Annotated in this window: 23 protein-coding genes; 21 read left to right on the forward strand and 2 right to left on the reverse strand. The window is 45.3% G+C overall.

Annotation, left to right across the window (positions count from 1 at the left end; all coding sequences use genetic code 11):
• Window positions 1–61: 61 nt before the first annotated feature.
• The 14 genes from HV302_RS12740 (at window position 62) to HV302_RS12805 (ending at window position 10,495) form a co-directional block, all read left to right on the forward strand.
• Entirely contained in the window at window positions 62–535 is a 474-nt protein-coding gene (locus HV302_RS12740) for a hypothetical protein (RefSeq protein ID WP_171845820.1), read from the forward strand.
• Window positions 532–885 carry a hypothetical protein gene (locus HV302_RS12745; RefSeq protein WP_057063258.1) on the forward strand — a complete coding sequence of 118 codons (354 nt, stop codon included), beginning with the start codon at window positions 532–534 and terminating at the stop codon, window positions 883–885. The genes HV302_RS12740 and HV302_RS12745 overlap by 4 nt, the downstream gene beginning before the upstream one ends.
• Window positions 885–1,667: a phage neck terminator protein gene (locus HV302_RS12750; protein WP_181625901.1), complete on the forward strand. Its 783-nt coding sequence runs from the start codon at window positions 885–887 to the stop codon at window positions 1,665–1,667. Before HV302_RS12745 ends, HV302_RS12750 begins: the two co-directional genes overlap by 1 nt.
• On the forward strand, window positions 1,668–3,035 hold the full coding sequence (locus HV302_RS12755) for a DUF3383 family protein (protein WP_181625902.1): 1,368 nt from the start codon (window positions 1,668–1,670) through the stop codon (window positions 3,033–3,035).
• A 2-nt stretch (window positions 3,036–3,037) separates the two neighbouring features.
• Window positions 3,038–3,466, forward strand: a complete 429-nt coding sequence (locus HV302_RS12760; RefSeq protein WP_008324353.1) for a hypothetical protein — start codon at window positions 3,038–3,040, stop codon at window positions 3,464–3,466.
• 49 nt (window positions 3,467–3,515) lie between these two features.
• On the forward strand, window positions 3,516–3,944 hold the full coding sequence (locus HV302_RS12765; protein ID WP_226999269.1) for a hypothetical protein: 429 nt from the start codon (window positions 3,516–3,518) through the stop codon (window positions 3,942–3,944).
• 127 nt (window positions 3,945–4,071) lie between these two features.
• On the forward strand, window positions 4,072–6,129 hold the full coding sequence (locus tag HV302_RS12770; protein ID WP_181625903.1) for a tape measure protein: 2,058 nt from the start codon (window positions 4,072–4,074) through the stop codon (window positions 6,127–6,129).
• Between the two features lie 10 nt (window positions 6,130–6,139).
• Window positions 6,140–6,406 (forward strand): DUF4282 domain-containing protein, encoded by a 267-nt coding sequence (locus HV302_RS12775; protein ID WP_071446446.1) that lies wholly within the window; start codon window positions 6,140–6,142, stop codon window positions 6,404–6,406.
• A gap of 83 nt (window positions 6,407–6,489) precedes the next feature.
• Window positions 6,490–7,104 carry a phage baseplate protein gene (locus HV302_RS12780; protein ID WP_008324361.1) on the forward strand — a complete coding sequence of 205 codons (615 nt, stop codon included), beginning with the start codon at window positions 6,490–6,492 and terminating at the stop codon, window positions 7,102–7,104.
• Complete coding sequence (locus HV302_RS12785) at window positions 7,105–7,443, forward strand: phage baseplate plug family protein (RefSeq protein ID WP_071446448.1); 339 nt, start codon at window positions 7,105–7,107, stop codon at window positions 7,441–7,443. It abuts the gene before it with no gap.
• A 69-nt stretch (window positions 7,444–7,512) separates the two neighbouring features.
• On the forward strand, window positions 7,513–7,719 hold the full coding sequence (locus HV302_RS12790) for an HP1 family phage holin (RefSeq protein WP_050547389.1): 207 nt from the start codon (window positions 7,513–7,515) through the stop codon (window positions 7,717–7,719).
• Between the two features lie 19 nt (window positions 7,720–7,738).
• Window positions 7,739–8,239, forward strand: a complete 501-nt coding sequence (locus HV302_RS12795) for a lysozyme (protein ID WP_181627462.1) — start codon at window positions 7,739–7,741, stop codon at window positions 8,237–8,239.
• Complete coding sequence (locus tag HV302_RS12800; protein ID WP_181625905.1) at window positions 8,236–8,769, forward strand: DUF2514 family protein; 534 nt, start codon at window positions 8,236–8,238, stop codon at window positions 8,767–8,769. Before HV302_RS12795 ends, HV302_RS12800 begins: the two co-directional genes overlap by 4 nt.
• 322 nt (window positions 8,770–9,091) lie before the next feature.
• Window positions 9,092–10,495 (forward strand): ISNCY-like element ISKpn21 family transposase, encoded by a 1,404-nt coding sequence (locus tag HV302_RS12805; RefSeq protein WP_001567368.1) that lies wholly within the window; start codon window positions 9,092–9,094, stop codon window positions 10,493–10,495.
• A gap of 28 nt (window positions 10,496–10,523) precedes the next feature.
• Here HV302_RS12805 and HV302_RS12810 read toward each other — a convergent pair whose 3' ends face one another.
• Window positions 10,524–11,156, reverse strand: coding sequence for a DUF6904 family protein (locus tag HV302_RS12810; RefSeq protein WP_001567369.1), 633 nt, complete (start codon window positions 11,154–11,156; stop codon window positions 10,524–10,526).
• A gap of 226 nt (window positions 11,157–11,382) precedes the next feature.
• Here HV302_RS12810 and HV302_RS12815 point away from each other — a divergent pair, with 226 nt between their 5' ends.
• From HV302_RS12815 to HV302_RS12845, 7 genes are all read left to right on the forward strand, one after another.
• Complete coding sequence (locus tag HV302_RS12815; protein ID WP_076611902.1) at window positions 11,383–12,729, forward strand: ISNCY-like element ISLad2 family transposase; 1,347 nt, start codon at window positions 11,383–11,385, stop codon at window positions 12,727–12,729.
• A gap of 58 nt (window positions 12,730–12,787) precedes the next feature.
• Window positions 12,788–13,591, forward strand: a complete 804-nt coding sequence (locus tag HV302_RS12820; protein WP_000589340.1) for a hypothetical protein — start codon at window positions 12,788–12,790, stop codon at window positions 13,589–13,591.
• A gap of 13 nt (window positions 13,592–13,604) precedes the next feature.
• Complete coding sequence (locus HV302_RS12825; protein WP_000482601.1) at window positions 13,605–14,966, forward strand: FRG domain-containing protein; 1,362 nt, start codon at window positions 13,605–13,607, stop codon at window positions 14,964–14,966.
• Window positions 14,967–15,118: 152 nt separating this feature from the next.
• Window positions 15,119–15,559 carry a hypothetical protein gene (locus tag HV302_RS12830; protein ID WP_016239970.1) on the forward strand — a complete coding sequence of 147 codons (441 nt, stop codon included), beginning with the start codon at window positions 15,119–15,121 and terminating at the stop codon, window positions 15,557–15,559.
• 17 nt (window positions 15,560–15,576) lie between these two features.
• A complete protein-coding gene (locus tag HV302_RS12835; RefSeq protein WP_016239971.1) occupies window positions 15,577–16,383 on the forward strand; it encodes a hypothetical protein in 807 nt (268 codons plus the stop codon).
• A 519-nt stretch (window positions 16,384–16,902) separates the two neighbouring features.
• Window positions 16,903–17,661, forward strand: a complete 759-nt coding sequence (gene tam / locus HV302_RS12840) for a trans-aconitate 2-methyltransferase (protein WP_016157955.1) — start codon at window positions 16,903–16,905, stop codon at window positions 17,659–17,661.
• 131 nt (window positions 17,662–17,792) lie between these two features.
• On the forward strand, window positions 17,793–18,170 hold the full coding sequence (locus HV302_RS12845; protein ID WP_016153082.1) for a GFA family protein: 378 nt from the start codon (window positions 17,793–17,795) through the stop codon (window positions 18,168–18,170).
• Here HV302_RS12845 and HV302_RS12850 read toward each other — a convergent pair.
• Window positions 18,167–19,081: a bestrophin family protein gene (locus tag HV302_RS12850; RefSeq protein ID WP_088582962.1), complete on the reverse strand. Its 915-nt coding sequence runs from the start codon at window positions 19,079–19,081 to the stop codon at window positions 18,167–18,169. The genes HV302_RS12845 and HV302_RS12850 overlap by 4 nt on opposite strands.
• Window positions 19,082–19,135: the final 54 nt, after the last annotated feature.

Consider the following 19,135-nt stretch of genomic DNA (forward strand, 5'->3'; position numbering starts at 1 on the left):
TAAAGCGCACTTTCGCAGATGAATATTCCAGATTTTAAAAAATGAATTCGGAGTTTGATCTATGCGTGGTGGTGCAACGTTAGATACAAAGGGTTTTGACCGGGTTTTACGCCAGCGAATCAAGGGATTGGCAGGCATAAAACTGACTGTTGGTATTCACCGGGGAAAAACCAATAACGGCGTTGATGTGGCGCTTTATGGAGCATGGAATAACTTTGGTACTAAAAACGCGATGGGCTGGGAATTAATCCCCGAACGTCCGTTTATGAGATTTGCATCAGACCGCATTTCAGACTGGATGAGGTCAAATGAGTACAGAGATATTTTACGTGACGTAGCGCTTGGAAGAATAACACCTCAGCAAGCTATAGCCAGAATCGGCGCTAAAGCCGTGTCGATTACCCGCAAGACTATAGCAGACTCCGCACTATACAAACCTAACTCAGATATCACCATCGCCCGGAAAGGGAGCACTAAACCGCTGATACATAGCGGGGTACTTATTCAGACCGTAAATTACAGGGCTTTTTCATGAGACGATTAATCCAATACTGGCAACCACTCCCTATTGAAATTGTGGGTGGCATGGTTCGCCAGGCATATTCAGAACAGAAAACAGCATTCCTCAGTATGCAACCAGTAGACGGCGGTAGCTCATTTAAGACGTATCTTGCGTCTCGTAAGCCTCAAGACCATATGGAGGCTATAGGGGAAGCTGATTTAGCAGTAACCGAGGAAGGCGAGCATAACGGCGCTATCGTGCATTGTGCTGGCAAATATTATGAGGTGGTACAACGTCAGGAATGGCAGAACGGCGTCATTAGTCACTATGAATATTTATTATTTGGCATGAAAGAAAAAGACGCATTAGCGCTGGTGGAATAATGAGTATATATACGGTTAAATTAATGACCGTTTCGGGGGAGGTCGATTATTCAGATTACCGTGCTGAGAAGGCGACTTTCTCCGATAACGGCAACAGTAAGGATGTTTTATTTACGCCATATAACGGGCGAGATCCATCTTTCATTACTTCGGTTATTCTGGATGAGGGTGACGGAAATAGCATTACCATTCCGGCAAATTTCCGTATTGATGTGGGAAATGTCGTTAAGTTTCCTAAAGGGACGTTAAAAGAGACTGACGCTCAGGCAACACCATTAATACTAAGTGGCGCACCTTATCTTGCTATGGTTCGGCTTCGCCAGGCATTTCTTGAGCTAACAGGCGATAAACCACTATACGCCCAGCAAAAGCTACCAGAACCTAAAGACCCGTTTACCGCCATTCATTTACTTTCGTCAGCGCGTGAGCCGCAGCCATTCGCCAAAACTTGGGACGGTGACTACAGGGTGTATCACTATAACTGTGCCGCTCAAATCATTGCGATTCGCTCATCTGACGACGCTCAGGCATATCTCGAAAACTTTCTTTATGAGGTCGATTCAACTGAGGGGGAATTCTGGCAGTTTGATAACAACTGCGTCATTGACCGCTCAGGCGATTTCGAGAATAGCTCACCTCTAATTGATAACCTCGTTTATCAGCAAATGGCACAGGTGACATTAACCCTGCAATTTGTTTTCCAGCACTACAAAAAAGAGCGCTGGATTGATAGCGCAACGGTGAAAGCGAACGAAGTGACGTTCCATATCAAGGGTGCATAAATGGCGAATTTAAGCAGGCTTTTTAGTGTGAAAATTGGACGGCAAACAACAGCCGCCCAATATGGCGTTTTCGGTGTGGGGATTATCCTTGCACCGGGCGCGGCGTTTTTTGGTTTGAAGTATTCGACGTATGAAAGCGCAAAAGTTGAAAATTTCAAAGACCTGTACCGGGTTTATAGCGGTGAAAATGCTCCTGATGATGCTGCCGCTGATGGTATTTCTGGTGATAATCTTCTGGCTGTTCGGGCTTATTTTTCGCAAAGCCCATCGCCAGACACGGTAGTAGTCGGTGATTTTTCCTCAGCCTACAGCAAGACCATGATTAAATTAACTGATGTTCCGGTTGTTGGTGCGCCATCGGGCACAAAAGCGACCATTGGCTATGTTAAGGGCGATGAATATCGTTATGCGAAATTTAACGGCACAGCATGGTCAGGAAGCACAGGAGTAGCGACTGATATCGTTGCTGATTCTGGCACAGCAGGTCAGTTCCTTGTCGATGGGCGCATTGTTTATCTGGAAGGTGCAGAAGTCGTTCACAAATCATCTGTCGTACTGTCGGCTGCAGTTAGCCAGGCAATTGCAGCCATAAAGAACCAGTATAACAAGTTCTTCATGCTCATGACCCCATCCCGCGACCTTTCAATTCAGAAAGTGATTACTGACTGGACTGAATCGCAGATTGATAAAATGGCAGTATTTATTGATGACTATTCATCGCCAACATGGGCGACGGACAACATCACTAAATATATCTTTGAAAAAAATATTGCAGGTTCGTTTGCCGTATCCACTAAACGGGAAAAGAACTTCCTTGATGCTGCTCTGGCTGGTCGCTGTCTGGTTATGCAACCGGGCTCAGAAACATGGGCGCTTAAGACGCTTAATGCCGTACAAGCCGATGACTTTACCGAAACCGATTACCAGAAAATCAAGGCATTCAACGGTAACACGTTTGAGGATTACGGTTCCGGCATCACGGTAACTTATCCGGGTACATGTGGTGACGGTGAGTCTATTGAGGTTGTGCGCTTTGCTTACTGGCAGGCTGACCGCATGCAAAAAGACCTCGCAACTCTTTTTGTGAACCGTAACAAAGTTGGTCACGACATGCCGGGGTATGAAGTCGTTTGTAACAAGATGGAAAGCTCGCTAAAAGCAGGTCAGACTGCTGGCGGTATTCTGGAAAACTTTACCGATGAAAACGGTGATTATGTCCGTGGATACGAGGTAATCCGCCCAACAATGGCAGAAGTCAGCGCGACCCAGCGCATTAAAGGCGACCTGACCGTTAAATTCAGATTCTATCTTCGCTACGCCATCAAGCATGTAGATGCTGTTGGTTCCGCACTGACCTACGGGATTTAATTATGTATTTAGGCAATATGTCCTCAAAAGACTGGCTGATTACTGTCGGTGTTGTCCCGGTAATTGGCCTGGCGAAAGACAGCAATATCATCGTTGAAGTACCGGACGACCAGATTACTGTTTCATCCGGCATCGGCGGTGATTGGTCATTTATTGAGAATCCTAGCGAGGAAGGCTCAGTAACATTCACCACGCAGCGTAATTCCCCGGTAAATACCGCGCTGGCGCTGATGCAAAAGACAAAAGCTGTCATTCCTGTAACCGTAACCAACACACGCAATCTTTCCGTGCACCGGCTGGGCTATGCGATGTTTGCCCGTCAGCCGTCTGATGGTGCAAATAACGGCGTCGGAGCGCAAACACTGGAATGGAAACTCCTGACGGGCGAGCTTGATTCAACGATTCTTGGGGTGAATTTAACCAATGGATGATTCAATCAAACACGTAGAAATTAACGGAAAAAAATACTGCATCATCCGTATGAGCGCCTTTGATGCTGTTCACTTCAACTTGCGTGTAGCTGAAATTCTGGCGAAACACGGTATCAGCCAGGTAGAAAGCATCCTGTCTATGTCGTCGAAAATTTTCGGTATGCTCAACCGCGAAGACCACGACGAATTGCTGTTTACGCTGCTTTCAAAGTCACGCGCCCAACTGGTGGATAACGGCGAATTTCTGGATTCTTGGGACGCAGTTAACACCAATTTCACCGCAGCAAACATTGCTGATGTGTATCTGGTGGCGCTTGAGTGCCTTAAATTGTCCATTCTTCCGGTAACAGCAGGGTTAAAAAAAAATATTGGGCTGGACACAGCGGCAACAATGCAGGGAGCCATGCGGCAATTGTTCAACGCCTTGCTGAAAACCTTGACCGAACCATCCGCACAGAGCTCGTCATCTGGCGAGTGATTGAAAGCGGCCTGATTAGCTACGACGCCGTAGCGTCAGGCCGCGCCTCCTTCGATTCCATTATGAGAGCCTCCGCCGTTATCCAGTTCGATAACGCGGTTCAACACGCGCTTAGTAAGGTGAAAAAATGACAGACCAGTCAGCCGATCTCGTAACGAAAATTGACGTTATCCCCGAACTGGAGGGATTAAACAGTTTTGACGCAGCCATAGAGCGCGCAATTGCCAAAGTAAACCAGCTTGACGCAGCCATTAAGCGCGTTAACAACCTGAAACCCGCCAGCCCATATGCGCCAGCCAGTACCGCCAGTGCGCCATCTGTAGCAACAACGGCAGCAGTAGCGACAATAGCCGCCACAGGCGCAAATCTGGTTAGCCGGACGCCATTAGCCGATACAGTTAGAAAAGAGGCTCAGAAGGTCGCACGTGCAGCCGTAGAGGGTACAACCAGCGGCCTGACGGATAAAATCAGTATCCCAGCCAATAATCTGTACCGGCTACCGCATAATAATGAGTTTGGCGGTTATCTCCCGCCGCCTCGCGCTGGTCGGTCTACTTTACCGCCTCATGTAGACTCTGGATTTTCTTCTGGTCGGTCTGGTGGTGGAGGCATAAATATACCGCCTCCGGGTGGCTCTGGCTGGACAGCAGGTCGGGCTGGTGGTTTGGCAGATCCAAATGCCGGTAATCCATTCTCAAAATACGATACCTCAGCCAGAAGCTTTTCCGGCGAGCCGCTGGAGGCGAAAAAGAAACCTGTTGCAGAGGGTGTAGAGAAAGCGACACGTAATCCATTTGGTGTTGATAGCATGCTGGCTGGCGCGGGGCTGACGGCGGGTATTGTCGCCGCTGGTAATGCTCTGGCTGATAGCCTTGATTCTATCCAGCGCCAACAGGCACAAATTGCACGACTGGCGCAGACTACAGGGGATGCAAAAGAGGCATTTTTTGCCCTTAACGCGGCGGCAAGCGACGTTAGAAACGACAGCGGGGCGTTTATCTCCACTTATACCAATATGGCGACAGCGACACAAAAATTAGGGCTTTCGCAGGAAAGAACGATAACCGCAACACAGGGACTTGTAGGGGCGTTGCAATTAGGCGGTGGCAGTGCTGAGGCAGTCAATGCAGCGCTTTATCAGATGGGGCAGGCATTTTCATCAGACCGCTTCGGCGGCGATGAATTCCGCTCATTCATGGAAGCGATAGGGACGATGGCACCGAAAGTAGCTGAGGCGTTTGGTACAGACGTTAAAGGACTCCGTGAAATGTCAGAAAAAGGGAAGCTGACCTCAGAAACCATGATTAAAGCCTTTGAAAAGCTGGCGGCGAGCAACATAGATTTGTTGAAAAAGCAGGGCTGGACGTGGGGACAGACAATGACAGTCATGAAAAATGACTGGCAAGCCTTCTTAGCTCAGGCAACCATCGGCGGCGAGTGGCAAAAATTTACCGATTGGGCGGCAAATACCTTAATTCCACTGGCGAGGAAAGCCGAGAAAGAAGTTGCTGAGTTTTGGTCTACGCTGGCTGATGAAAGTAAAACCGCCATACTCATTGGGATTCTTGGCGCTGTTGGTGCGGCATTTACCGCGCTGGCAGTTCCGGTTATGGCGGCGCTTTGGCCTTTCCTCGCCATTGGCGCGGCTGTCTGGCTGGTTTATGAGGCTTTTGTTGAATGGAAAGCCTGGTTGAATGGTGAAGGTGGAACCATCTTTGATAGCTTATTCGGAAGTTTTGATGAATTTGAAAAACGTTATCCAAATTTAATATCGGCTCTCCGAACCATTGTTAGCTTGGCAAGCAAAGCAGCGATAAGCGTTAATTCTGCGACAAAAAACGATAAAAGTGACGGTGTTTTCACTGATGCGATTGAAAGTCCGTTGTCAGCAGTAGTGAATGGCTTGTATAACTTAACACCATTAGCCCCCACATTTAGAGCGCTAAGTGGGTTAAATGATATGTTTGACCTGAATCCTCTACCGGGCATAGAAAACACACTTGGTTTAATGCCTTCTCCATCTACAGCAGGGAATCAGACCATTAGCAACAGTGGTAATAAGACCACGCACATTCATGTTAACAGTGGCAAGGAAGCCGCTGAAACTTTGAATAATATCAATGATACAGGAAACACCTACGGGAATATTGATGGTAATATTGCAGAATCGACGGGCGCGAGATAAGGAAGATGCGATGCCAAAAAATGAATTTAAAAACTTTGCAACATTTGAAACATTGATTACGCCAAAAATCATTACGATTGTATATTGGCTCGCTACGATACTGCTTATCGCAGGTACTATTCTAAGCTGGTTACAGCAGAGAGAAGGGGTAAGTATTAGCTTTGCTGTATCACTTATCGCGACAAGAGTTATTTTTGAGTTGATTATGGTTTCATTCAAAAATAATGAATACCTTCGTAGAATCTGTGAGGCAGCAGAGGAAAAGAAAGCGGAGTAATCGCCAGCGGTCACGCAATGTTACCCACGCCAATAAGGTGTGAAAATCCCCTCCACGTAGGGGATTTTTTTTATGGGGTTTTCATGGCTGACGGTATGGAGGGTGCAATTTCAGCACCACGTGACCAACGCGCAGTTATGGTGTTTGAATCTGGTGTTACAGTGTCACTAAGGCTAAAGACCAGAGAAGGGTTTGAAGCGAAACGCACCATAGCTCAGGGGAAAGTCGAAACAGGTTATAAAATCTCTGACGGCACGGTAGACGATCCAAAGGTTGTATCTTTTGAAGGCATCATTACTGGTGCTGATTTCCCTTATACATATGGACTGCTTTATACAACGCAAAACATGATTTGGGCGATGAATCAGGCTCAGCAAATCATGGCGGCTTATGAGTTAAAAGAGTTTGTATCAGTTTACACATCGTTTATGGCGATGCCTCAAAGCGTTATCCAATCGCTAAATATCGAAGCCGTACCTAAGAAAAATTGCTACACCATCAAACTGACCGCGCAAAAAGTCGAAACGGTAACATTCCAGCGTTCGCGCAATAAATCAGCACAATCAAAAACTTCCAATCCGGCAGGGAAGGGGACAGTTGCCGCAGGTAAGAAAAGCGCCGCGCCTGTTGATGCAAAAAAGGAACCTCAAAAAGTTTTCGCGCTTGAGAAGATGCGCCGCATGCTGGGAGGCTCTTAAATGCAGCCTGCTTACTACGAAATCAACGTAATCCCATCCATAGCAGACCAGGAATTTACATCATCTCTGAATGGCATGGTTTTGAACATGCGATTGTTCTATGCGACCACAACAAAACTATGGTGGCTGGAAATATCTGACGCTGACAGAGCGGTTACACTGTCACAAATTTGCTTGCGTCCGGGTGTCTGGCACAGGCTTAGCGGGAAAATACCAGGTTATGCCGGGGCTGGCGCGGTCGGTGTTGCGCGTTTACGTCCTAATGAGCCTTTTGGCGATGTGTATGCTTTTGCTGGCAATTTTGGCCTTTTCTTTTATGACGAAACGGAGAGTGATTAAGTGAGGATTCTTAGACAAATAAAGGCGGCATTGCCATCTGGAAAACTAGCCGTTGTAGCTGTTTTGTTTATGGCTCTGGTATTTGGTGCATTTAAGTTTTGGGACTGGATTAAATACCGCGTAGGAGTGATTACAGTCGCAATGGCAATGTTATCTCTAAATGAATGGGCGGTATTAACGGGTATTTTCTGCACGATAGGGACTTTTTTTGTCAACTGGTATTACGAACATAAAAAGTTTTTACGTTCAACAACCAGAGATATTAATTGTGAATAAAAGCAAACTAAGCGCGGTAATGCTGGCACTTATTGCAGCCGGGGCAAGCGCTCCTGTGATGATGGCACAATTTCAGCATGAAAAAGAAGGTACAAGTCTGACAGCATATCAGGACAAAAGCCGGGGAGTCTGGACTATTTGCGGCGGTGTGACTTACGTTAATGGAAAGTCGGTAATCAAAGGCATGAAATTAACGCGTGAGCAATGCGACAAGATAGACAAGGCTGAACAGGCTAAAGCGCTGGCATGGGTCGATAAAAATGTCCATGTGCCACTAAGTGAACCTCAGAAAGTTGGCATTGCATCATTTTGTCCGTGGAATATTGGTCCCGGTAAATGTTTCACATCAACGTTTTACAAAAAGCTAAATGCCGGGGACAGATTCGGGGCATGCGCAGAAATAAAACGCTGGGTGCATGACGCCGGGCGTGATTGCCGCATCCGTGAGAATAATTGTTACGGTCAGGTTATCCGACGAGACCAGGAATCTGAATTAACGTGCTGGGGTTTGGACAAATGAAAACCAGATACACGCTTTTAACTGGTTTTTTGGTTGCGTCAGTTTTATGCGGGACAGGTTATGTAATTCACCAGCAGGCTTATGAGGCTGGAAAACAAGCGGAGCGCAAAGACTGGCAATTTGAATGGTCAAAACGCGATGAAGCTGACAGAGCCGCGCAACTGAAACAGGAAAAGGAACAACGTAATGAAGAATTGCGCCGTCACAAAGAAACACAGGAAATTGTCAATAACGCTGAAAAGGAAAAACAAAAAGCCCTGGCTGATGCCGTTACTGCTAACGATGCTGCTGACAGGTTGCGCGGAGCAATTACCAATATCAGGCGTGAACTCGCAGCCAGTGAAACAAGCCGCATTTCCGCAGATGCCGCCAGAAGGCAGACAGCCGCCGAAACCGCAAGTTTGCTTGCCGACCTGTACGAAGAATCTGACCGCCGCGCGGGAGAAATCGCTAAGTATGCTGATGCAGCCGCAAGCGCCGGGAGCGTCTGCGAGCGCACCTATGAAGCAGTAACGCGATCTGTTGAGTGATCGAAACGGATCAATTAATGCCCGTATGTGATTGATAAAAGGGGTGATGAAATGAAAAGGGCGGGGCTGTGATGTTGGTCGCTTGTTTGTAGTTGCATTAGATGTGAACTACATATACGATGAAAGGCATGGGAGAGAAGGCTTTCTCTGTTTTAACGTAGATTACAAGCGACTTACGCGTTACGCCACGCCATTTAACATAATATACATTATGCGCACTGATGTTGTAATGGCTCAATAGTAATGTCCGCCTGTGGCTCAATTCAGATGTCCGCGCTATGGTAAGCTTCACTGGTCCGTTTAAACTACCGGGAGGCATATCATGAGCGCAGAAAGCTCAGGAGTGTTTACTTTGAAAGAGATCAACCGGATCAAGATTATACAGGACGTCATTGAACGTCGCATCACAACGCGCCGTGCGGCCGAGCACCTCGGTATCAGCGACAGGCAATGCCGCAGACTTCTTGCCCGTTACCGTGAAGGCGGACCGCTTGGTATGGCCAGCAGACGATGTGGCATGCGTGGTAACCGCCAGTTGCCACCCGGGCTCGCAGATCAGGCTCTGGAACTGATCAAGACGCGTTATGCTGATTTCGGTCCGACTCTGGCGCGTGAAAAGCTCGAAGAACTCCACGGACTGTTTCTTGGCAAAGAAACTGTCCGGCGCATCATGGTGCGGGCTGGCTTATGGGTTCCCCGTAAACAACGTGCCGCAAGGATCCCTCAACCACGGTACCGGCGTCCGTGTACTGGTGAGCTGATACAAATAGATGGCTGTGATCACGACTGGTTTGAAGGCCGTGGCCCGGCCTGCACCGCGCTGGTCTATGTTGATGATGCAACCAGCAAACTGATGGAACTGTTGTTTGTTAAATCGGAGTCCACGTTTTCTTACTTCGAAGCCACGCGGCGCTATATCGATAAGCATGGTAAACCGCTGGCACTGTACAGCGATAAAGCCGGTGTTTTTCGTGTTAACAATAAACACGCCACAGGCGGAGACGGGCATACTCAGTTTGGGCGAGCCATGCATGAACTGAACATCCAGACTATCTGTGCAGAAACCAGTCCCGCCAAAGGGCGTGTAGAACGAGCTCACCTCACTTTACAGGATCGTCTGGTCAAAGAGCTGCGGTTACAGGGCATTTGTTCAATGGAGGCTGCAAATGACTTCGCTGAGGCCTATATGGCTGACTATAACCGCCGTTTTGGCAAAGTACCGCGACATGATTTTGACGTACACCGTGCTGTAGAACATGATGAGGACCTGGGGCTTATTTTCACTGTTCGTGAAAAACGTAAAGTCTCAAAATCGTTGACGATACAATATGATAAAATGTTGTACCTGATTGAAGACAGCGAACTGAGTCGCCGTGCAATAGGTAAATATATCGATGTGTATCACTATCCTGATGGCAGAAAAGAGCTGCGCCTGAACGGTACGCTACTTCCCTACTCTACCTACGACCGACTGTCAGAAATCGACCAGGGCGCGATTGTCGATAACAAGCGTCTTGGCCGAACCCTGGAGTTTATCAGTCTGGTGCAGAGCAAGCGGGATAACACGCGCTCTCAGTCAATTCCCGCTGGAGATGGCCCTTCCCGACGACGGCCAAAGCAGGAAGGGAAGAAATCCCAGCGCTCACTGGATAATGATGACATGCTCGAAGCACTCAAACAGCTTCAGTCACGTTCAGAGGACATTTTTGGTAAAAGAGCCCGCTGATGGTACTCACTGGCCGGACAGTGGTTGCTCACCAGTTGATATTGTCCGGCCAGACCCATGATGTATTATTCATTTCGTTCAGCATCTTTATGTCCTGCTTTTCACGGGCATACTTACCCCATAATGAATGAAAAGAACGAACAATACTGATTAACTGCTTTTTTCTTTGCTCCGGAGATAGGCTGATAAAATAGCAGCACCTGCTGTCAATATTATCCTCAATGAAATTAAAATCAGAGTCTGATGCATATTTTACTGTTAGCATAATATCATTCGACGTTGTTCTCTCAGACTCTGTTAATGCTGATTCTATCAGGTATTCAAAGGCATACATGACAGACAGCTGGTTTTTGTCTGTCTGAATATAACCCATTGAGTTTCTGAGTATTGAGGACTGTACCAGGACCAGAGGCCATAAAAGCTCAACACCATAAAGCTTATATGTATCATGTTGATCATACTGATGTTGCTCAACACGACGATTACCTTCCCGTGCTTTACGAATATCATAGGCAAGGGATAACATAAATCCGTCTTTAACTTTAATCAGTGGGCTTTCATCCACGATGTAATGAATGAGTTCATGTAATTCATTCAGGGCTTCTGAATCTCCCCACAGTATAAAACCTGCATTGTTCGGCGTTAACTCGTATCGAAGCATGGGCTCAATCATCCTGTTGTTTCAGTCGGAGGAAAGTCTATCAGTAAAGAGAATGAGAGATCAAAGTGGTCATTTTAATTGAGCTGGATAACGGACATTTCAATTGAGCCTTGACATAGATTGTTAGAACCATTTAGTAATGTCACTTTTTATCCAGATAGAAACGTCACCTTAGAGTAAGCTAAACTGAATGCAATTCTAAGGGGCTCAACGCATGTTGGTGACCATGTCAGATAAAGAGATCCACCGCCTACCGGTGATACAGGCAGTTTGTGAAAAGCGTCTACGCCGTCGTGATGCAGCATCACAGCTTGGCATTTCAGAACGTCAGGCGCAACGACTTATCAATCGTTACCGAGTTTCTGGTGCTGAAGGACTTGTCAGCCGCAAACGCGGCCAGCCCAGCAACCGCCGGTTGACCGAATCTCTCAAACTACGAGTACTCACGCTGATACGTGAAAACTACAGTGACTTTGGGCCCACACTGGCCGCAGAAAAACTCAGAGAGCGCCATAATATCCGGCTTTCAATCGAGACCGTCCGCAACTGGATGACGTCTGACGGACTCTGGGTCCCGCATGCTCGCCGTAAGTCACGGGTTTATCAACCCCGACATCGGCGTGATTGTCTGGGTGAACTTATCCAGATCGACGGCTCCCACCATGACTGGTTTGAAGGCCGTGCGCCAAAATGCTGCCTGCTGGTCTTTATCGATGATGCCACCGGGCGTCTGATGCATTTGCGGTTCAGCGAGTCAGAAACAGCCTTTGACTACATGCTGGCAACCCGGGAATACATCGAGCAGCATGGGAAGCCGGTATCGCTGTACAGTGACAAACACGCAATATTTCGCGTCAGTGGTCCGGAGAAACGCAATACCACCGTTACCCAGTTCGGACGTGTGCTTTATGACCTGGCAATCGAGCTTATTTGTGCCAACAGCTCTGAAGCTAAAGGCCGCGTGGAACGTGCGAATCAGACACTTCAGGATCGGCTGATCAAAGAAATGCGTCTGGAAGGTATAACCGGCATTGAGGCCGCAAATGCCTGGCTTGCCACTTTCATCGCTGACTTTAACAGCCGGTTTTCACGACCGGCTAAGTTCCCCAAAGATTTGCATCGTCCGGTGCAGGAAAGCCCCGATGAATTAAGAGACATCTTTGCCTGGCATGATGTTCGTACCGTGTCGAAATCACTGACCTTCCAGTACGATAAGATCCTTTATCTCATGGACACCACAGAAGAAAATAGCCGTCTTGCCGGTGAAAAAATTAAAGTACTGGATTATCCCGATGGCACCCTCGCCTTCCTCTATGGGCACCGGAGCCTTAAGTGCCAGGCATTTGATAAGCTGGCCTGTGTCGACCAGGGGCAGATTGTTGATAACAAACGTCTCGGGACTGTACTCCGACTGGCTCAGGTAAAACAGGATGAGCGGGAAAGCGAAGGCAAACGGGAACGAAGCAAAAAATCGCCCAGCCGTAAGGCTCAGGTGCGCATCCAGGAACAGCTCCGGGCTATCAATCCCGTTCTGGCAGACCCGAGCTTGTTTGTGGCAAGTTCAAAGCGATAGAATCGACCATCAGTGCTGCAAAGTACCGGAACAGTGAGTCCCCAAAAGGATACTTGAGATGATTAAATTCCCGACTACAAAGCGCGTTGATTTGTATAAAACTGCTGTCAGCTCTGAGCAATTACATCTAGATCTGGTTGCGGCTCAGGAGTTCATGTTCGATGCCTGGGAAAATGATGACCTGGAAGTTGTGCTGAAACTCATCAGAAAAGCTATCAAGAAATCCCCGCTCTGTGCTGACGCATACTCATTCTACTGCGAGATATCTCAAGAACCTCCTGAGTCAAAAATCGGGAAGCTGGAGACTGCTTTGTACGCAGCCAGCATTGCACTTGGCGAGGATTTTCAGGAGTTCGCAGGACGTTTCTGGGGATTTGTCGAAACACGTCCATATATGAGAGCAAAAGCAGCTTTGGCTGAGGCCTTATGGGAGTCTGGTAATTTTTATCCGGCTATGGCTCATAGCCGCGAAATGCTGAAGCTCAACCCGAACGATAACCAGGGGATTCGTCATTTATTAGCGAACTATTACCTTGAGCTTGAAATGGTGGATGATCTGGCCTTGCTACTGGACGATTATCCTGGGGATATGCGTTCGTTTTTTCAGTATACACGCGCCCTACTCGCCTACCGACAGTCATCCCCGGATGCCGATGATATCGCTAAAGCTGCGATTGATTCTAATAGACACATCCCCGGCTTGTTATCGAAGTGCAGATTACAGATCAAGTCTAACAGTGGATATATCACGTTAGGTGGAATGGATGAAGCCATTTATTATGTGAATCATAATATAAAGCCTTGGATTCGCACCTCTGGCGCAATTGATTGGATTGTAAATAATTCATTAAGTAAAATATAAGGATTTAGTTTTAATGTTTAATCTAATTATGGGCGGAGAACCTGACTATTTTGAACATTGGCCCATGTATGAACGGGTTAGTGGGAGTTGTGATTTTCCTATATCACGTATGTTAGAAGGCACCTCTGATGACATCCGGTTGAAGTTAACGCCTTTGAATGATAAAGCATTATCTTATATTGAGAAATTACCTACGCTTTTTATGTCAGAACTTTATTCCCGAGACAATGTTGAATACATTACTTTGCGACTTGGTGTAATTTCAAATCTACGAACAGTTAACAAAAATGTTGAGTTTGATTTCAGAATCACTCACTCACAAGATGATGTCGTAGTGATAAACAAAGAGTTATATCAAACAGCTTTAGAATTAGGTGCATATGGGCTGAAACGGACTCACTGGGGAATAAAAGCACGTGATTTAAATCAAACATTAGCACTTCTAAATATAACGACAAGAAGTACACCACTTCCTCCTACTGAAGCACTTCCTGATGAAGTTGATAACTACCCAATAATAGATAATGTTCAAAGTTTCATGGCGCGTGTTTTAGAACAAGATCATGAAGAAGATGCAGAAATATTTTATCGTGGACATTCTGATGTATCTTACGAGTTGGCTCCATCAGTTTTCAGGAAAAACAAAAAAGGTAACTTCAAGCATTTGCACAGTGAATCAAATTTAGTCCGTGAAGCCCTAACAGCAAGGCCAACTGAGTTTGTTGATGATAAAACAATGCTAGACAAGTTAGTAAGGATGCAACACTACGGACTACCAACTCGTTTGTTGGATATAACATCAAATCCACTAATCGCTCTGTATTTCGCTTGTTGCGACATTAGTAATAATGAAAATACAAATGAGGTTGATGGACATGTTATTATTTTCAAAACAAAAAGGGATCGTATAAAATTCTTTGACTCTGATACAGTAAGTTGCATATCAAATATATCAATGCTAAGTCAAACACTGAAAGATCAGCTGGATTGTAAAATGGACAAGGAGGCTTTCAATAAAACTGAAGCTTGTCAAAAACTCATACATTACATTAAAGATGAAAAACCTTATTTTAAAGATGTAATTATACCATCAGATTTGGAAAGGTTAATTTTCGTTAAAGGAAGAAATAATAATGAAAGGATGTCATCACAGTCAGGTGCATTCTTATTATTTGGGAATAATGCTGTTTATCCCGATTTAGTTTCAAACCCTGATGATGCTATGCAAGAGTTTAAAGTAGAAAAAATAGTGATCAGAAACAAAGCTAGAATACTTAAGGAACTCGCAAGGTTAAACATTACAGATGCGACAGTTTATCAAGGCATGGAAAGGACAATGAAACTAATTGCGGCCAAATTTTCCGCAGGAGATTGATCTTCATGTGGTTTTTTGACACACTAGCCTGTCGCTACTGGCATTGGTCCCTTGTATGCTAAGCATATGAACTCTGGTGTGTGTTGGACAGGAGCAATTAACCAGTCGTATAGTAAAATTTGAATGTAAAAATATAAAACAAGGAGTTGAGAATGAACCCCATTACTTTGAGTGAAATGAGTGATGAAGATGAAGAGGTAAAAATCATTTCTTCATATGAACCTCAAGATGATGAGATTGCGATCGTTTTTGATAGTTCAAAAATTACTGGAGGTAATGCACTGGATTTTTTCCAGTTCACCAAGCAATCACATTCTAATGTTAAAGTGTACGGAGATTCTAATGGTGTTTCGTACCTGCAATTAAACAGTATAACGTTAGCGTTAGGCACTTTCTTTGCCACATCAGTAATGATACCTTTTTTAGTAAATCTTGTTTCAAATTATATTCAGAAAAAAATTGATAACTTTGGAACTAGAGATATAGACGTTAAAGTCTCTATAATTAAAAAAAATAAATCAGGAAAACATGTGAAATACACTGTTTCTGGAAAAGTAGACGATGTTTTAAAAGTAATTAACAAAATCAAATAAAAATCTATATAGATATTATGAATATTCACGAAAAGTTAAAGCGTTGGATGTGTATTACTCAAGAAGATAGTGCTATTCTTGATTATCTTAATGCTGAGTTAAAAAAAGCTCAATCCTTGAGCTTGAATAATGAATCAAACAGATTGTTTTTATACAAAACAATTTTACTAGCCCATTTAAAATATATTCAAGTCATTAATTTACTTACAAGAGGTGATTTTTATGAAGCATGGGTAGAACTTGAAAGGATAGAAATAGATTTAATACATATTAAAGAAAATAATGAGTTTCTGCCTGAGGTTAATTTCTATGGTGTTAACTTCTTAGCGAGAATGGTATGTAATTGGCAGGCGTTATTCCCATATAAAATCTTCGGTAGTTCTCGTGAAATAATAAAAGAAGTGAAATGTTCAGTATGTAATACAACCCGTAGTTTTATTAATGATTGTGGTCATGTTAAAAATAAACTTTATAATGGAGTTCTTTGCTTTGATGAAGTGATCGATTTTGAATTAATTACTTATGACATAGTTAGTAATCCCGTTAACAAATGTAGTGTTTTTTTCTCCAATGATGGTGATCATTATAACTATTCAACTTTAATTAGTGTTGTCAAATACATACAATCCCCACATCAAATTTTCAATATTACGACCTGGAGATTTAAGGCGAAAGAACATGATGGAGTATTATCGCCAGAAAATATTTGTCCATGTGGAGATTCTTTAAAAAAATATGCAGATTGTTGTTTGCCACGTAATGGTATTTATAAAAAACATATAGATATTTGGTTTCCCTTCCCGTTGAATGTAGAACCTATTTAGAACCAGATATTCAATAACTAAAGATCCCGTTGACACAGATATTTCCATATTAAGATGTTTTCGTTATATTTTTATTCCAGTCTTTCATATTTAACTTTTGCTTTATTAATTGGTTGAGTGGGATAACGCAGCAGTCACATTAATATGATTACATAGGCTGAAAGTGCCCTTTCTATCTTGCACAAAGAGGTGACATTTTAAACTTGCTTTGACAGATGTTGAGTAAGGTAGAATCTGATGCTTTATGGTAATCCTTGTGCTGCTCGATAATGATGGCCAAACCTCTTTTCAAATGCCGTTACCAGCGCTAACCATTTTCGACCTGTGCCGCATCACTCACTGAACATCAAAACTGATAACTTTAGTTCACGCTGGCAAACCACAGACATGCCAATCTGTCTTCCTGGCATATTTCTGCCCTTATCCTTCATTATCATATAATCTTCTAAATGAAATGGCTCACCGGCAAGGACTTATGCGGTCCTTTCTGCCTTTTTCTCTCATACTGGAGATTCATTCATGGCTGACTGGAACCCTTCGCTTTATCTGCAATATGAAACTGAACGTTCAAGACCCGCAGCGGAATTACTCAACAGAGTGGCGTTAGAGAGTGTTCGTTCAGTTGTTGATCTCGGCTGTGGTCCGGGAAACAGCACGGCATTACTGCATCAGCGCTGGCCTTCGGCTGTAATAACCGGGGTTGATTCCTCACCCGCCATGCTGAATGAAGCGCGCAACGCATTACCGCAATGCCATTTTATTGAAGCGGATATCAGTCAGTTCCAGCCCGAGCATCCTGTGGATCTGCTTTACGCAAATGCGTCTTTACAATGGGTACCCGATCACTATGAATTATTGCCGAACCTGGTATCGCTACTGGGTCGCAACGGCGTTCTGGCCGTACAAATGCCGGATAACTGGCTGGAACCCACGCATGTTCTGATGCGCGAAGTGGCTTATGAACAGGGTTTCCCGGACCGGGGTCGTGCGCCACTTCCTGGCGTACATGCCTACTATGATATTTTGACCGAAACTGGCTGTGAGGTGGATATCTGGCGCACCACGTATTATCACATTATGGATTCTCATCAAGCAATTATCGACTGGGTAAGTTCTACAGGCCTGCGCCCCTGGTTACAGGATTTGAGAGAAAGCGAGCAACGTCAGTATCTGGCTCGCTACCACGAACTACTTCAGGAGCAATATCCACTGCAGGAAAATGGCAAAATTTTACTGGCATTTCCCCGATTGTTTATTGTTGCGCGCCGCAATAATTAAGCATTTATCATCAGATAGATCACAGGAATAGAGGATCGCCTATGAGCGCCCTCGCCTTTTTAACATAAGGATCTAGTGACAATGCGAGGCATCTGCTAGTGTCTTGCCACGTGTTTCCGACGGGAGTCGTTATGTCTAAAGTCTACATTGGTGGGTGTCTTTGTGGTTCGATCCGCTTCACGGCCAGCAGTCCTAATAATTCCCATACCTGCTCCTGCGATATATGCCGGAAACATACGGGCGCACCGACCGTCGTCTGGATTGAGTTTGATGCAGAAAATGTAGAATGGACGGGAAAAGCCGGAAAACCGACAACCTGGCGCTCATCAGAAACGAGTTGTCGAGCCTTTTGCCCTCAGTGCGGCAGTTCCGTGGGCGCTATTGATGATGCCCCGGTAATTGCACTTTTAGCCGGGGCTTTTGATGACCCTAACGATGAAGACCTGGCGCCAGAGTTTCATTCGTTTTCCGATATGCAGCCAGCCTGGTGGCAAAACGAACGTAACTAAGTTAGTTGGTAATGCTTATCAGGCATGTGTTTTGCTGGCACATTTGTTTCATCGTTCATCTGCAGCAAATCGATTTCGATCGCATTGCAAATCGCATCCAGCGGCAGGTCATTGTTCTCTGTGCCAAACGGATCTTCAAGCTCTTCTGCAAGCGTGTCGAGCGAGATAAACGTATAGGAAATAAGCACCGAGATAAACGGTGTCATGTAGTGCAGATCCACCACTAACGCGAATGGCAGCATGATACAAAACAGGTATACCGTGCGATGAAGGATCAAAGTATAAGCAAACGGGACCGGCGTATTCGCAATCCGCTCACAACCAGCCAGTACCGCAGACATATCGTTTAACCTATTGTTTAAACTATGAAATAATATGTCTGACAGTTGCTCATCACGCCTGCGCACGGCCAACCACTCTCCCATTAACAACAAAATGCGGTTTGCTGGAGATTGTGAGGCAAATACCGTCTGCAGATCTTTCTCGCTGAGGTACTTCGCCAACGGCTCTGCCTGTGGCTTTCGACGTAAAGTCATGCGTAAACAGTGGGCAAACGCGATTTGCAGACGAACAAACTGCCCTAATTCGGCGTCATCCGGTAAGGTGGTTTTTACCTCACGCAGTAGCGATCGGGAAGCAATCATCAACTGCCCCCACAGGTGTCGGGCCTCAACGTAACGTGAATAACAGGCGTTATTGCGAAAACCTAAAAAGATTGCAATCGCCACGCCGAGAATGCTGAATGGCGCCAGGGTGAATTTGATTCCCAGCATCGTATACCACGGAAGCATGATAATAACGGCGATGGAGAGCAGGAAGTTCAGCAGCAGTCGTGAAAAGATTTTAGATAATACTGACCCATGCCAAACGAATATCAGGCGTAGCCAGTGTTGTTGGGGGCGAACGATCATGGTTTTCTTCGGGAAAATGTGAAATCCATCACATTAGACGCGATCATGATCAAT

It is taken from the genome of Citrobacter sp. RHBSTW-00859, assembly GCF_013729795.1.
Lineage (GTDB): Bacteria > Pseudomonadota > Gammaproteobacteria > Enterobacterales > Enterobacteriaceae > Citrobacter > Citrobacter braakii.